This window comes from Mesorhizobium sp. B2-8-5, from assembly GCF_006440675.2.
In the GTDB taxonomy this organism is placed as follows: Bacteria; Pseudomonadota; Alphaproteobacteria; order Rhizobiales; family Rhizobiaceae; genus Mesorhizobium.
Window position 1 is genome coordinate 207,209 of the sequence record NZ_CP083951.1, and the last position, 13,273, is coordinate 220,481.

The window sequence follows — 13,273 nt, forward strand, 5'->3', positions numbered from 1 at the left end:
GCCTGTCAGCGCTTCCAGAAATCGCGGTGCGATGCGAGCAGTTCGTCCGCGATTTCGGGGAACGGGCCGAAGACCTCGATCTTCTTCTGGCCGGCGGCGAATACGGTGCGCGAGGCGAGGTTCATCGTCGGATTCTCCGTGTGATCGCCGGTGAGCGCTAGGAGATCGGTCTCCTCGAAGCCGTAGACCAGCCGCCCGATATTCGCCCAATACATCGTGCCGGCGCACATCGCGCAGGGTTCGCCGGTCGAGACCAGCATGCATTGCCACAGGAACTCCGGCTCATAGGCCGCCGCGGCGCGGCGGGCGAGCTCCGTCTCGGCATGGCGCACCGTGTCGAGATTGCCCTGCCGCATCAAAACGCGATCATCCGGCCCGACAAGCACGCAACCGAACGGATGATGCCCATGCGCCGCCGCCTCGCGCGCGGCGGCGTCAGCGGACCGGAGGTGGGCGAGCATCTGATCGCGGGTCATGGGGAATTCCTCCACGGTGAGATTGCTGCCAGGGGATTTGATTAGCAAGAACTAAACTTTTCTTGAGCCTCCCATTTGGCTTTGAACTCCGACCATTTCCGGTTTGGTGCTATTTTGACAACCGCACAATGAGATTGCTGGGCCATGGGCATGCAGGAAGACATCGAACGGGTCGAGCAGCATATCCGCGAGATTGAACAGCGGATCGAGCGACAGCGCGCGGCCATCACCCAGGCCGAGGAAAGCGGCTTGCCGACAGACGGCCCGCGCAACTTCCTGTGGTTCCTGAAAGAGACATTGAGCCTGAGCCGCGACCACCTGGCCAGGCTCCTGGCGGATGAATTCCGGGCGGGCGACTCGCAATAAGTGCAGCGAAGCCCATAGAAAGGCGATTATATATTTGACAGACCCGACTGGCGATGCAGCAGTTGGCGTGTTAGCTTCGCCCCAAGAAAATCGAAACTGGGGGGAAGATTCGTATGGTCAATTACGTTCCGATTCTAAGATGGAAGCAAGGAGAGCGGACAGCGCTGAGCAACCTTAGTCCAGCCGGCCGCACCAACGTTGTGCCGCTTATTGTATTGGCGCAGTTGAGTTACGGCGATACTAAGCCGCCCAAGGCCCCACCGAAAACACCGCCAAAAAACGCGCCGCTTAGTGCTCCTGATGCGTTCGTTAAGCAGGTCAGCGATGCCTGGGGCACCGGCAAGCTATTCATTGACGCCTCAGACCTGCCGGGGACCCCAGCGTTCCACCATCTTGACAACATAAGAGCAAGCGCGAACGCGGCTGGGCTCACACTTGTGCCATCAGTAAAATATTTGGCCCCTCCCGCCTACCACTCAGCGGTTTCCCGCATGATCGCGGCGGATAACAGGGGCGCGGCATTGCGCGTCACTTTGAATGAAATGACCAATCTCGCAACCTTGGTCGGCAACTGGTACTGCCCGATAGCCCAAACTGACTTGATTGTTGACCTTGGCGGCAGCGTTGGAACCGCGCTGGCCTTGGGTGCCGCTACCCGCACTGTGTTTCAGAATTTGCACCAAGCCCAAGCGTGGCGCTCTGTAACGGTCGCAGGTGGAAATATTCCAGCTACGCTGACTGGCTACTTAGTTGGCCAAACGATGTTGGCGCGCGCGGAGCTTGATCTGTGGCAAGCTCTAGTTGCCCATCCCGTTGGCTACGCCCTGCACTTCGGAGACTACGCGACGGTAGGCCCTGACGCCTCCACCGACAATATACCTGGCCCCGTGCCTATCAACGCAAAATATACTCCGCACGGCCAGTTTCAGATATTCCATGGCGTGAAAACCAAAGGCCCCGGCTCAGTTGCTCGCGACGTGCAATACCGCAGCTATGCGGCATCCATTGTGGCGCTTCTTCAGCGTGTGCCATTGCCGGCTTGCTGGGGAGATCTGACGATCAATGCTATCGCAGGCGTCCCCGGTACCTCAGCAGGCAGCCCGGCCACTTGGGTCGCATACGGCATCAATAGACATATTGAGCTTACCCGTAGCCAATTGCCCTAGCTTCATTCGCGCCTTCAAAGCCTTGCGGACCTCGTCGGCTAGTTGCTTGGGTGACAAGCCTGTCAAGAGGCGGTTTGCAATATCGGCGGACCTCTTGGTCCGCCAGCCATCCGCCAAACCGTATGCTTCGAGAGCCGATATTGCCTCTTCGCGCCACAGCATTTGAACGACGACGCTAGGGTCGACGGAAGGGTTCTTGCGGCCTTTGCGTTTCAGCGTGAGCCGAATTTGATCATTCTGCATGGTTGCGACGGTGCAACCCCACCATGCCGGTATCAGAGGAAGAGCTTTGTCGGCGAGTTTGTCGCCGACAACGAGCGTCATACGGTCGAATACCTTGCTGTAAATCTCAACCTGATATGGGAGCCTTAGTACGGTGTCGGCGTTGCTCTTAAGCTCATAGCCAGCAAGTTCACCGTTAATGACAGCCATATCAACACGGACTGTCGATCCCCAAATACCCATTTCCTCGACAATGCGCGTCGAGGGATCGTCTCTATGGAGGGCATCAAGCTTAAACTTGATCGCCCGCCTTACATCCGCATCTCGCATTCGGGTCCTTGAAAAAGCGGGGTCGTTTCGGCAGCGTAACGGCAAAAAGTTAATAATGCTTTTACCGATTGGTCAAGGAATCGAAGGTTGTAAAGACACCTTATTCGTCGCTATTTTTATGGTTTTCCTGCTTGGGCGGTGGCACCTTCGCAACCTTCCTGAGGGCTTCGTTCAACGGTTCTTCGGAATCGGCGGTGCCAATTTTGCGCGCCAGCTCGCGGAACTTTTCTACTTGCGGCTTTTCGGTTCGTTCGGGCATTGTGACGCTCCTTTCGCTGGGCGGGCATAATGCGGCAATCTCTAATCATATATTGCGACGAATCCGACGATAAGGGTGAATTCTACTCGCATTTCTATGGCGGAGCTTTGATACGTGCAAGTGATCAAAGCGTGCTAACGGCATTGCTAGACACAAAAAAAGAGCAGCTTAACATACACTCAGAAATGAAGTGGGATAGAGTTACCGCATCTTACAAAGACAAATACATAGAATTTATCAAATACTATTTTGAGTTTGTGCGAGATGGCAGAATCAAGATGCGAGTTATGTTCACCCAAAACATAAATCAAGCACGGGGCCTGACGGACGAGCATATTGGAAACGATTATTTTCTACTGTACTATCAATTTGTGAAGCACTCGTTCGGCCTGCGCTACTGCAACGGAAACCATGAAGGCACCAAAGTCTCATTGCTTCTTGATGATGTTCCGCAGACCAGTTCAAAATTTGAGTTATTCAAAGACTATATGTCGTCTTTGTCCGCTTTCCCGATTTGGAGGCAGGCACAGGTGACAATCAAGAAGGATGACATTGCCTCCGTCAACTCAAAGGCTCACCCAGTCCTGCAAGGCCTAGACATAGTGCTTGGAGCGATGCAGTCCCGCTTGAATGAAAAGCACACTCGACCGCCAAAACCCCGCGCCCGGCGGTCGAAGCGAGCAGTCGCCAAAGAGGCCGTATACAAAGCCATAAAAGATGAAATTTGGTCGCTCTATCCAAACTTCAACGTTGGGACCAGCACCGCATGCGCGAATGGCGTCGAAGAGAGATGGTCACACCCCTACAGGCACTGGTTGTTCAAGCCAAACAACAGCATCCAGGATCTGAAAAGAGGGAAAAGAAAGAAGCCCCACTAAGGCCTACATGAGTACCCTACGTATGAACGCAAGGCTTCGACCGAAGCAGGGCTCGCGAATCAAGATATAGCGTTTCAAGTCCAGTTCAAGACCATTAGGCTTGACGTGATGAAATAAATGCATATAAGCCGCGCCGCTCGTTTCGCTACCGAAACTTTCGCCGTTTTCGGCCCTCATATTTCCATAACGGCAGCTTAACCGGCGTGTTCTTGAGGCGGCCGATATAGGTCTCGTCAACTTCGACGGTCTTGCCGTTGCCGCCCATGGGCGTGAAGTCATCCGAGCGCATGGTTTCACGAATGCGATGGCAAAGGAACCAAGCGGTCTTGTAGGTGATTTCCAGAGCGCGGTGCAGTTGGTGAGCCGAAACGCCCTTCTTGCTCGCGCACATGGCGTGAATTGCCTGAAGCCAAATGTGCAGCGGGAGCTTGGACACTTCGAAGATCGTGCCCATACGAACCGTGAACTTCTTGCGGCAATCGCTGCACTTGTAGAGGCCGTGGATTTCAAGGCCGTGCGGGTTCTTTTTGGAAGGCTTGGTGCGACCGCCCTTCAAGGCGTAGTGCTTTTCCATGGAGCCGCAATGATGGCAGACCGGACCCTGCGGCCACAGCATACCCTCAACATGCTCAAATGCGGCGGCTTCATCATGAAAGTAGGGGCGGGACAGAACGGACATAACGATAACTTCTTGGAATCGTTATCGCACGTCCGCTTGGGTCTGTCAAATATATAATCGCCCCTAGAAAACGGGTTCAAACCGTGAACAAAATCTGGCATGGTGCCATCCATGCCCATCGTTTCCCCGATTCCCCTCAACCCTTTGATCGACGGCCGCCAGTCGGAGCGCGCCATGCTGGTGCGGCGCGGCGTGCAGCGGCTGCTGACCGAAATGGGCGCGCATGTGCTGCCGGAGCTTTCGCTGGCGACAGGCCGCCGCGCCGATCTCGTCGCGCTGACCAGGCAGGGCGACGTCTGGATCATCGAGATCAAATCCTCGATCGAGGATTTCAGGGTCGACCGCAAATGGCCGGACTACCGGCTGCATTCCGACCGCTTCTTCTTCGCCACCCATCCCGGCGTTCCCCAGGACATCTTTCCCGAGGAGTGCGGCTTCATCCTTTCCGACGGCTACGGCGCGGAGATCCTGCGCGATGCACCAGAGCACCGCATGGCGGCAGCGACGCGCAAGGCGCTGATGCTGCGGATGGCCCGCGCGGGCGCCGCGCGGCTCTTGGCGGCCGAGCTTGCCGGCGTCGCCGTGCCGGCGCTCGATGGCGAGAGCGAGTAGCGCCTGTTCCTCGCGCACTAGGCGGGAGAGGAAATAGGCGTTGCAGCTGACCTATTCCACTTCTTCTTCCACTCCGCTGCCCGCCGGCGCCATGAGCAGGATGGCGGCGCCCAGCAGCGCGGCAACCAGCGAGCCAGCAAGGATGCCGACCTTCACCGCATCCTGAAGCGCCGGGTCGCTGGCGAAGGCGAGCAGGCCGATGAACAGGCTCATGGTGAAGCCGATGCCGCAAAGCAGCGAAATGCCCAGCATGTGCAGCCAGCCGGCATTGACCGGCAGGTCGGCGAGGCCGAAGCGGATCGCGAGCGCCGAGGAGCCGAAGACGCCGACCAGCTTGCCCAGCACCAGGCCGGCGGCGACGCCCAGCGTCAATGGCTCGACAAGGGCCGCAAAGCTCAGGCCGCCGAGCGAGACGCCGGCATTGGCGAAACCGAAGATCGGGATGACGAGGAAGGGCACCAGCTTGTGCAGGCCGTGTTCCAGCCGGTGCAGCGGCGACTGCTCGAGATCGTGGCTGATGCCGGGAGAACGCTCCAGCGGGATGGTGAGCGCCAGCGCCACGCCGGCCAGCGTGGCGTGCACGCCCGACTTCAGCACCAGCACCCACAGCAGCGCGCCGAGCAGCAGATACGGCCAGAGCTTCATGGCGCGCATGCGGTTGAGCACGACCAGCAAGGCGATGACGACGAAGGCGGCCGCGAGGTAGGCGAGCGACAGGCCGCTGGTGTAGAACAGCGCGATGATGATGACGGCGCCGAGATCGTCGATGATGGCGAGAGCGGTGAGGAAGACTTTCAGCGAGGCGGGCACCCGGCTGCCGAGCAGCGAAAGCACGCCGAGCGCGAAGGCGATGTCGGTGGCGGTCGGGATCGCCCAGCCGGGAAGCGCGGCCGCGTTGTCGCGATTGACGGCGACGTAGACCAGCGCCGGAACCAGCATGCCGCCGGCGGCGGCGATGCCGGGCAGCACCCGGCGCGGCCAGGTCGAGAGCTGACCATCCAGCATCTCGCGCTTGATCTCCAGCCCGACCAGCAGGAAGAACACCGCCATCAGCCCGTCATTGATCCAGTGCGAGACGCTGAGCGGTCCGAGATAGGCGTGCAGGACGGCGAAATAGGTTGTGGCCAAAGGCGAGTTGGCGACGATCAGCGCAAGGGCTGCAGCCACCATCAGGATGATGCCGCCAGCGGCCTCGCCGTCGAGGAATTCACGCAGGATCGATTTCGGCCGTTCGTCTTGCATGGTGCCTCGCTAACCTAGCCTGTTGGCCGGGAATCTGTGGTCCAATGATGCGCAACGTCAGTGGCGATGCAAGGCTTACGGGCGACACCGCAGCCGATGCTTCGAAAATTGGCCGAAACGTCCGTCTCTTCGTCATCCACGGGCGAAGCAAGGAGCGGAGCGACGCAGCGCAGACCCGAGGATCCATTCCGTTACATCGGAGCGGTGCCGACGGCGCAGAATTCTGCTCCGCTGCATCCTCCGGCCAAGGTCACGGCATGGATCCTCGGGTCTCCGCGTCCGCTTCGCCCGTGGATGACGACGCTTGCCTAGCGCGGAGCCCGCTTCGCGAGGATACGCTGCAGGGTGCGCCGATGCATGTTCAGCCGGCGCGCCGTCTCGGACACGTTGCGATCGCACATTTCGTAGACGCGCTGGATGTGCTCCCAGCGCACGCGGTCGGCCGACATCGGGTTTTCCGGCGGCGCCGCGCGCTCGCCTGAGGTCCGGGTAAGCGCGGCGAAGACGTCGTCGGCATCGGCGGGCTTGGAGAGGTAGTCGATGGCGCCGAGCTTCACCGCTGTCACCGCGGTGGCGATGTTGCCGTAGCCGGTCAGGATGATGGCGCGGGCATCGTCGCGTCTCTCGCGAATGGCGGCAACGACATCGAGGCCATTGCCGTCGCCGAGCCGCATGTCGACCACCGCATAGGCTGGCGGATGGGCGCGCGCCTTGGCGACCGCCTCCTCCACGCTCTCCGCCGTCTCGACCACGAAGCCCCGGGTCTCCATCGCCCGGGCGAGCCGGGTGAGGAACGGCTTGTCGTCCTCGACGATGAGCAGCGAGGTGTCCTCGCCCTCCACCATTGCAACAGTCGTTTCGTCTCCGCTCATCTTATCGGCATCCTACTGACTTGAACCACCTCGCCCCGGAACGAATTCTAGCGAATGCGCCTTAAGTCCTTGTTTCCAGGCACGCCGTTTGCCAAAAAAGCTGCACGGTTTTGGGCGGCATGCCTTACTTTTACGCAGATACAGTCCCGCAAGGGCAATGTCCAATTTTTACAGCCGGCAACAGAGCTGCCATGCAGTAATTGCAGGGCTTTTCACCGTTTCGCAATTCCGGACGGAAAACTACGGCGAAGTCGCCGAGCCCAACCGCTGCGCACTTTTCCTGGAATTGCTTTAGGCATTGTCGAACATGGTGGCCGACGCCTGGTCCTGGTTGAGGAAGACGCCGCGTGGCCATGCGATCTGCACCACCGCGCCTTCGCCAAGCCCGCTCGAATTGCGGAAATCGATGGTGGCGCCCGATCGTTCCAGCAAGGTCTTGGCGATGAACAGCCCTAGCCCCAGGCCGCCGCCGGCCTCCGTGCCCTGGCGCGTCGACATATAGGGCTCGCCGATGCGGTCGATGATCTCGGCCGGAAAGCCCGGCCCGTCATCGGTGATCGAGAAGAGGACCTTGTCATTGTCCCAACTCCAGCTGACGGTGACCGACTTGCGGGCGAAATCGACGGCATTCTCGACCAGGTTGCCGAGCCCGTAGATGACGCCTGGGCTGCGCTGGCCGATGGGCTCGGGACCGATACACTCGCCGGGCCGCAGCCGGATCGAGATGCCGAAATCGCGATGCGGCGCCGTCACCTCCTCGACCAGCGAGGTGAGCGGCATGCGCGACAGATGCGCTTCGCCTTCCGACGAAAGGCTGGTCAGCCGCTTCAGGATCTCGCGGCAACGCTCGCTTTGCGAGCGCAGCAGCTTCACGTCCTCGCCGTATTTCGGGTCCTTGCCGAGCGCCTTCTCCATCTCCTTGGCGACGACGGTGATGGTCGCCAAGGGCGTGCCGAGTTCGTGCGCGGCCGCCGCCGCCAGCCCGTCCAGCGCCGACAGATGCTGCTCGCGCTGAAGCACCAGTTCGGTGGCGGCCAGAGCGTTGGCGAGCAGGCGCGCCTCCGCCGCGACACGGAATGCATAGATGGCGGTGAAGGCGATCGAGGCGAACACCGCCATCCACATGCCGGCGACATAGATGAACGGCATCGGCAGCGGCGCGTCCTCATACCAGGGCAGTGGCAGGTGGAAGAACACCAGCAACGTGGCGGCTATCATGACCAGCGCGCCCAGCACCGCGGTCATGGGCAGCGGCAGCGAAGCGGCCGAGATGACGACCGGGACCGAAAGCAGCACGCAAAACGGGTTGGTCAGGCCGCCGGTCATGTAGAGCAGGCCGGTGAGCTGGATGCCGTCGAAGGTGAGAATCGCGAAGGCCGAAAGCGGGGTCAGGCGGTGCGCCGCCGGATAGCGGAAGGTGAGCCACAGATTCATCCAGGCAGAGCAGGCGATCAGCGCGAAGCACATCGACACCGGCAGCGGGAATTTCAGGCCATAGGCGACGACCAGCACGGTCAGGCTCTGGCCGACGATGGCCAGCCAGCGCAGGCGGATGAGCGTGTTGAGCCGCAGCCGCTGGCTTTGCTGGGAATCGGGCGCGCGCAGGATGTTGATCATCGACTTACGATTATAACCGCGGGAGGGTAAGCGCTAGTAGCGCTGTAAAGGCGACTTGAGCGATTGGCAGCCGGTGTTTCGGTTCACCATCATGAGCGCTTGGTGATTGGCCGAGAGGCCTCGCGATTTCGTCATCCACGGGCGGAGCGACGCGAAGCGGAGCGCAGACCCGAGGATCCATTCCGTTACCTCGATCGTAGAGCGCAGCGGAGCGGAATTCTGAACCGTCGCAACGCTTCGAAGTCACGGAATGGATCCTCGGGTCTACGCGCGTCGCTTCGCTCCTTGCTCCGCCCGTGGATGACGAAGTGATGAGCGTTTGCGCTAATCGCCAACGTATACCGCTCGCCAGCGAGGCCCACCAAGCTTCTGTGCAATCCTACGTTCCGCGCGGCTTAGCGCGGCTGGTGGCGGGGGCCAGCAGCGGGTTTTCCGGCCAGACATGCTTTGGATAGCGACCGCGCATATCGGCGCGCACATCCGCCCAGGAACCGCGCCAGAAGCCGGGGAGGTCGCGCGTCGTCTGGATGGGGCGGTGCGCCGGCGAGAGAAGCTCCAGCGTCAGCGGCACGGTGCCGCCCGCGATCGCCGGATGACGGTCGAGGCCGAACAGCTCCTGCACGCGGACCGCAAGCACCGGCCATTCGCCGTCGTAGCGGATCGGCACGTGACTACCCGACGGCGCGTCGAAATGGGTCGGCGCCAGCGCGTCGACCTTGCGCTGCAGGTCGTGCGGGACCAAGGCCATGAGTGCCGACGACAAAGTCGCCGGCTTGATGGCCGCGAAAGAGGCGTCGCCGGCGAGAAACGGCAAGAGCCAGTCGTCGAGGCCCTCGACCAGCGCTTCATCCGAAACGTCGGGCCAGGGCGCTCCCAGGCCGCGATGCAGCCAGCCGAGCCGCTGCCGCGTCGTCTCGGCATCCTTGCCCCAATCGAGCAGCGACAGGCCGTGCTCCCGTAAGGCGTCGAGGATAGCCTGATCGGCATCGGCGCCCGACGGCGCCGGCAGCATACGCTCGGACAAGGTGATGGCGCCGAGCCGCGCGGTTTCGCGCACCCGCACGGCGCGGCGCTCGCGGTCGAAGGTCGTCTCGCGCTTCGTCTCGATGCGATCGGCAAGAGCGGCGCGGATATCGGTTTCGCCGACCGGCGCAGCGGCGGTGATGCGGGCGTTCTGCGCCTTGCCCTGCAGGTCGGCGACCACCAGCCAGGTCTCATTGGCGAGCGGATCGGCTGCTTCGACCATGGCGCCCGAGCCGTTGGCGAGCACGAAGCGGCCGCGCTCGCCGCGCGCCCTCGCCACCCGATCCGGCCAGGCATGGATGAGGAGCGAGCCGGCGGAGACCGCCTCGCCACCCTGCCCGCCGCCAGCCTGTCTGGCCAAACGCTCGGCGAGCTGCCTGGCGGCGTTGGCGCGCGGCGATTTCTCGCCGCGAAAGCGGATCAGGCGGCGTTCGAGATCGGCGCTGTCGCCGCCCAATCCGCGCTCGGTCAGCAATACGGCAAGTGTCGCCGCTTCCTGCGCATGACCGCCTCTCACCGCTTCTGCCACCATATGCGCCAACCGCACCGGCAATGCCAGCTTGCGCATGGCAGCACCCGCCTTCGTCAGCCGGCTGGCATCGTCGATGGCATGAAGCGCCTTCAGCAGCACCCTCGCCTCGCTGAGCGCCGGGGCCGGCGGCGGATCGAGGAACGAAAGGCTGGACGGATCGGCGACGCCGAAGGCGGCGCAGTCAAGCAGCAGTCCGGACAGATCGGCCTCGAGGATTTCCGGCGGCGTGAAGGCGGGAAGCGACGCGGTCTGCTCGGCCCGCCACAGGCGAACCGCCACGCCGGCTTGAGTGCGGCCGGCGCGGCCGGCGCGCTGGTCGGCCGACGCCTTGCTGACGCGCACCGTCTCAAGCCTGGTCAGGCCGCTCGCCGGCTCGTAGCGCGGCAGGCGCGACAGGCCGGAATCGATGACGACACGGACGCCGTCGATGGTGATCGAGGTCTCGGCGATCGAGGTCGCCAGCACCACCTTGCGGCGGCCGGCCGGCGCCGGTCTGATCGCCTGATCCTGCGCCCGGTTGTCGAGCTGGCCGTAGAGCGGAACGATGTCGGTGTCGGCGGCGACATTGCCCTGAAGCCGCTCGGCGGTGCGCTCGATCTCGCGCTGTCCGGGCAGGAAGGCGAGCACGCTGCCCTGCTCGCCGGCCAGGGCTGCGCGCACGGCCTTGGCCATGGCGTCCTCGATCGCCAGGCCGGCCGGCCGTTCGTCGTAGCGAACCTCGACCGGATAAGCGCGGCCCTCGCTTTCGATCACCGGTGCCTGCGCCAGAAGCCTCGCGACGCGGGCGCCGTCGAGCGTCGCCGACATGACCAGCAGACGCAGGTCAGGCCGCAGCGCGCCCTGCACGTCGAGCGCCAGCGCCAGGCCGAAATCGCCGTCGAGCGAGCGCTCATGGAATTCGTCGAAGATTACCGCGGAAACCCCGGGCAGTTCCGGGTCGTCGAGAATCATGCGGGAGAGCACGCCTTCGGTGACGACCAGGATTTTTGTCCGCGCCGACGTGCGGTTCTCCATGCGCATGGCATAGCCGACTGTGCCGCCGGGTTCCTCGCCGAGCAGCTCGGCCATGCGGCGGGCAGCGGCGCGAGCGGCCAGCCGGCGCGGTTCGAGCAGCACGATCCGGCCTTTGCCCAGCCAGGGCGCGTCGAGCAGCGCCAGCGGCACCAGCGTCGTCTTGCCGGCGCCGGGCGGCGCCACCAGCACGGCGCTGCTGCGCTGCGAGAGCGCTTCGCCGAGCGCCGGCAGCACGGCAGTGACCGGAAGCTCCGGCAGGGATTTCGTCGTCATCTGGCCCGCATATCAGCGGTCGCGGTCGCCATGCAACTTGCCAGACCGGTGCGCGGTCAAAGCCTGGTGCGCGAAAACGGGTTCCAGCGCACGGTGCCGAGCCTCACCTCTTCGCGCACCATCGTCAGAAGGCCGGAGGCGCCGACCACCGCCAGGCCGACCAATGACAGCCAGTCGGGATATTCCTGGAAGAACAGCGCGCCGAGGATGACCGCCCAGACGATCTGCGAGTAATGCGTCGGCGCGATGCGGTTCGCGGGCGCGTATTTGACCGCAAGCAGCTGCAGCAGCTGTCCGCCGGCGGTGAAGACACCGGCCAGCATCAGCCAAACCAATTGCCCGAGATTGGGGAGCGAGAACGACGTCGCGGCCGCGCCGACGCCGTTGAAGACAAGGCCATAGCCGACCAGGGCGCCGAGAATCGTCGTGCGCTTTTCCTGCTTGGCGAGCGAGCGCATCAGGATGACGCTGGTGGCGGCGAGGAAGGCGTTGGCGAAGGCGGCGAGATGGCCGAGATGCAATTCGCGAAAGCCCGGCCGCACCACCAGCATGACGCCGAAGAAGCCGGCGACCACGGCCAGCCACCGCCAGGGACCGACCTTTTCCTTCAGGATGACCGTCGACAGGATGGTGACCAGCAGCGGCGCCAGGAAGATCAGCGCGTAGACTTCCGCCAGCGGAATGGTGGTGAAGGAATAAACGCTGAGCACACCCGACGCGATGCCCGCCAAGGCGCGCGCCTGCACCGCCCATGGCCTTTTGGTGCGCCAGAAATCGCGCCAGCGTTCGTCATTGGGCTTGGTGAAGAACAGAAAGCAGCCGGCAAACAAGGTCGAGAAGAAGCCGATCTCGAAGACGGTGAACTGCCCGCCCAGGCTCTTGATGACCCCGTCGCTGAACGAATAGCTTGCATAGGCGATCAGGGCGAGCAGGATTCCGTTCGGCATAGCATTTCCGGGAGAGAAGACGTGAAGATATTGGCGCTGGGGGCACATCCCGACGACATCGAGATATTCATGTTCGGTACGCTGGCCGCCTATGCGGCGCAAGGCGCAGAGCTGACTTTTGCGATAGCCACCGATGGTGCCAAGGGCGGCAAGGGCGACCCGAAGACGCTTGCCCGCCTGCGGCGCGAGGAGGCGGCCAAGGCGGCGGGGCTGCTCGGCGTCGAGCCGCGTTTCCTCAACTTTCCCGACGGCGCGCTCATTGCCGATGCAGCGTTGATTTCGGTGCTGAAGGCGCTGATCGGCGAGGTGAAACCCGACCTCGCTATCACCCATGCGCCCTACGACTACCACGGCGACCATCGCGCCCTGTCCGATGGCGTGCGCATAGCCGCATCCTTCGCCGTCCCTGTGCTGCATGCCGATACGCTCGGTGGCACCGGTTTTTCGCCGACGCATTATGTCGAGACCTCGCATCACTGGGAGATCAAGGCGAAAGCGATCCGCGCGCATCACTCGCAGGGTCCAGAGCATTATGTGCACAGGGCACGCCTCCAGAACGAGTTTCGCGCCGGGCAATGCAACGGCGCCGCCGGCGCGCTGGCCGAGGGCTTCCGCTTCGAGCCGACCTTCCCCTTCGCGGATATACGCGCGCTCCTGCCGCCGGCGCCGCCGATCCGGCCGGTGACGGCAAACCCAGGCCCCGCCGACCGGGCCGGCTGACCGCGGCGGGCGCAGCGTCCGGCGACCATTTCCCAACGATTTCAA

At 62.8% G+C, this 13,273-nt stretch carries 14 protein-coding genes; 5 read left to right on the forward strand and 9 right to left on the reverse strand.

Features of this window, described 5'->3' with window-relative positions; all coding sequences use genetic code 11:
- Nucleotides 1–5 precede the first annotated feature (5 nt).
- On the reverse strand, nucleotides 6–476 hold the full coding sequence (locus FJ430_RS00975) for a nucleoside deaminase (protein WP_140702494.1): 471 nt from the start codon (nucleotides 474–476) through the stop codon (nucleotides 6–8).
- Between the two features lie 144 nt (nucleotides 477–620).
- Here FJ430_RS00975 and FJ430_RS00980 point away from each other — a divergent pair, with 144 nt between their 5' ends.
- On the forward strand, nucleotides 621–842 hold the full coding sequence (locus FJ430_RS00980; protein ID WP_140702491.1) for a hypothetical protein: 222 nt from the start codon (nucleotides 621–623) through the stop codon (nucleotides 840–842).
- A gap of 113 nt (nucleotides 843–955) precedes the next feature.
- Nucleotides 956–2,008, forward strand: coding sequence for a beta family protein (locus tag FJ430_RS00985; protein WP_140702489.1), 1,053 nt, complete (start codon nucleotides 956–958; stop codon nucleotides 2,006–2,008).
- On the opposite strand, the gene FJ430_RS00990 is transcribed toward FJ430_RS00985, so the two are convergent.
- Entirely contained in the window at nucleotides 1,931–2,560 is a 630-nt protein-coding gene (locus FJ430_RS00990) for a sce7726 family protein (protein WP_140702487.1), read from the reverse strand. The genes FJ430_RS00985 and FJ430_RS00990 overlap by 78 nt on opposite strands.
- 100 nt (nucleotides 2,561–2,660) lie before the next feature.
- Nucleotides 2,661–2,819, reverse strand: coding sequence for a hypothetical protein (locus FJ430_RS00995; RefSeq protein WP_181175215.1), 159 nt, complete (start codon nucleotides 2,817–2,819; stop codon nucleotides 2,661–2,663).
- Between the two features lie 29 nt (nucleotides 2,820–2,848).
- Between FJ430_RS00995 and FJ430_RS01000 the strand changes: the two genes are divergently transcribed.
- Nucleotides 2,849–3,697 (forward strand): DUF3800 domain-containing protein, encoded by an 849-nt coding sequence (locus FJ430_RS01000; protein WP_140702485.1) that lies wholly within the window; start codon nucleotides 2,849–2,851, stop codon nucleotides 3,695–3,697.
- A gap of 145 nt (nucleotides 3,698–3,842) precedes the next feature.
- Here the strand turns inward: FJ430_RS01000 and FJ430_RS01005 are convergent, their stop codons facing one another.
- The gene (locus FJ430_RS01005) at nucleotides 3,843–4,376 is read right to left on the reverse strand and encodes an IS1595 family transposase (protein ID WP_264296076.1); all 534 of its coding nucleotides are present in this window, start codon (nucleotides 4,374–4,376) and stop codon (nucleotides 3,843–3,845) included.
- Between the two features lie 111 nt (nucleotides 4,377–4,487).
- On the opposite strand from FJ430_RS01005, the gene FJ430_RS01010 reads away from it, so the two are divergent.
- On the forward strand, nucleotides 4,488–4,988 hold the full coding sequence (locus tag FJ430_RS01010) for an MmcB family DNA repair protein (protein ID WP_181166940.1): 501 nt from the start codon (nucleotides 4,488–4,490) through the stop codon (nucleotides 4,986–4,988).
- 51 nt (nucleotides 4,989–5,039) lie between these two features.
- Here the strand turns inward: FJ430_RS01010 and nhaA are convergent, their stop codons facing one another.
- The 5 genes from nhaA to FJ430_RS01035 form a co-directional block, all read right to left on the reverse strand.
- The gene (gene nhaA / locus FJ430_RS01015) at nucleotides 5,040–6,230 is read right to left on the reverse strand and encodes a Na+/H+ antiporter NhaA (protein ID WP_140702481.1); all 1,191 of its coding nucleotides are present in this window, start codon (nucleotides 6,228–6,230) and stop codon (nucleotides 5,040–5,042) included.
- A gap of 308 nt (nucleotides 6,231–6,538) precedes the next feature.
- Complete coding sequence (locus FJ430_RS01020; RefSeq protein ID WP_140647361.1) at nucleotides 6,539–7,102, reverse strand: ActR/PrrA/RegA family redox response regulator transcription factor; 564 nt, start codon at nucleotides 7,100–7,102, stop codon at nucleotides 6,539–6,541.
- A gap of 291 nt (nucleotides 7,103–7,393) precedes the next feature.
- Entirely contained in the window at nucleotides 7,394–8,719 is a 1,326-nt protein-coding gene (locus FJ430_RS01025; protein ID WP_140702479.1) for an ActS/PrrB/RegB family redox-sensitive histidine kinase, read from the reverse strand.
- A gap of 379 nt (nucleotides 8,720–9,098) precedes the next feature.
- Complete coding sequence (gene hrpB / locus FJ430_RS01030) at nucleotides 9,099–11,561, reverse strand: ATP-dependent helicase HrpB (RefSeq protein WP_140702477.1); 2,463 nt, start codon at nucleotides 11,559–11,561, stop codon at nucleotides 9,099–9,101.
- Between the two features lie 56 nt (nucleotides 11,562–11,617).
- Nucleotides 11,618–12,508, reverse strand: coding sequence for a DMT family transporter (locus FJ430_RS01035; RefSeq protein ID WP_140650370.1), 891 nt, complete (start codon nucleotides 12,506–12,508; stop codon nucleotides 11,618–11,620).
- A 21-nt stretch (nucleotides 12,509–12,529) separates the two neighbouring features.
- Between FJ430_RS01035 and FJ430_RS01040 the strand changes: the two genes are divergently transcribed.
- Nucleotides 12,530–13,228 (forward strand): PIG-L deacetylase family protein, encoded by a 699-nt coding sequence (locus FJ430_RS01040; RefSeq protein ID WP_140702475.1) that lies wholly within the window; start codon nucleotides 12,530–12,532, stop codon nucleotides 13,226–13,228.
- Nucleotides 13,229–13,273: the final 45 nt, after the last annotated feature.

Bases quoted from the DNA above. Each gene is read 5' to 3' on its own strand.
- FJ430_RS00975 (WP_140702494.1), bottom strand. From the start codon at position 476: ATGACCCGCGATCAGATGCTCGCCCACCTCCGGTCCGCTGACGCCGCC.
- FJ430_RS00980 (WP_140702491.1), top strand. From the start codon at position 621: ATGGGCATGCAGGAAGACATCGAACGGGTCGAGCAGCATATCCGCGAG.
- FJ430_RS00985 (WP_140702489.1), top strand. From the start codon at position 956: ATGGTCAATTACGTTCCGATTCTAAGATGGAAGCAAGGAGAGCGGACA.
- FJ430_RS00990 (WP_140702487.1), bottom strand. From the start codon at position 2,560: ATGCGAGATGCGGATGTAAGGCGGGCGATCAAGTTTAAGCTTGATGCC.
- FJ430_RS00995 (WP_181175215.1), bottom strand. From the start codon at position 2,819: ATGCCCGAACGAACCGAAAAGCCGCAAGTAGAAAAGTTCCGCGAGCTG.
- FJ430_RS01000 (WP_140702485.1), top strand. From the start codon at position 2,849: ATGCGGCAATCTCTAATCATATATTGCGACGAATCCGACGATAAGGGT.
- FJ430_RS01005 (WP_264296076.1), bottom strand. From the start codon at position 4,376: ATGTCCGTTCTGTCCCGCCCCTACTTTCATGATGAAGCCGCCGCATTT.
- FJ430_RS01010 (WP_181166940.1), top strand. From the start codon at position 4,488: ATGCCCATCGTTTCCCCGATTCCCCTCAACCCTTTGATCGACGGCCGC.
- nhaA (WP_140702481.1), bottom strand. From the start codon at position 6,230: ATGCAAGACGAACGGCCGAAATCGATCCTGCGTGAATTCCTCGACGGC.
- FJ430_RS01020 (WP_140647361.1), bottom strand. From the start codon at position 7,102: ATGAGCGGAGACGAAACGACTGTTGCAATGGTGGAGGGCGAGGACACC.
- FJ430_RS01025 (WP_140702479.1), bottom strand. From the start codon at position 8,719: ATGATCAACATCCTGCGCGCGCCCGATTCCCAGCAAAGCCAGCGGCTG.
- hrpB (WP_140702477.1), bottom strand. From the start codon at position 11,561: ATGACGACGAAATCCCTGCCGGAGCTTCCGGTCACTGCCGTGCTGCCG.
- FJ430_RS01035 (WP_140650370.1), bottom strand. From the start codon at position 12,508: ATGCCGAACGGAATCCTGCTCGCCCTGATCGCCTATGCAAGCTATTCG.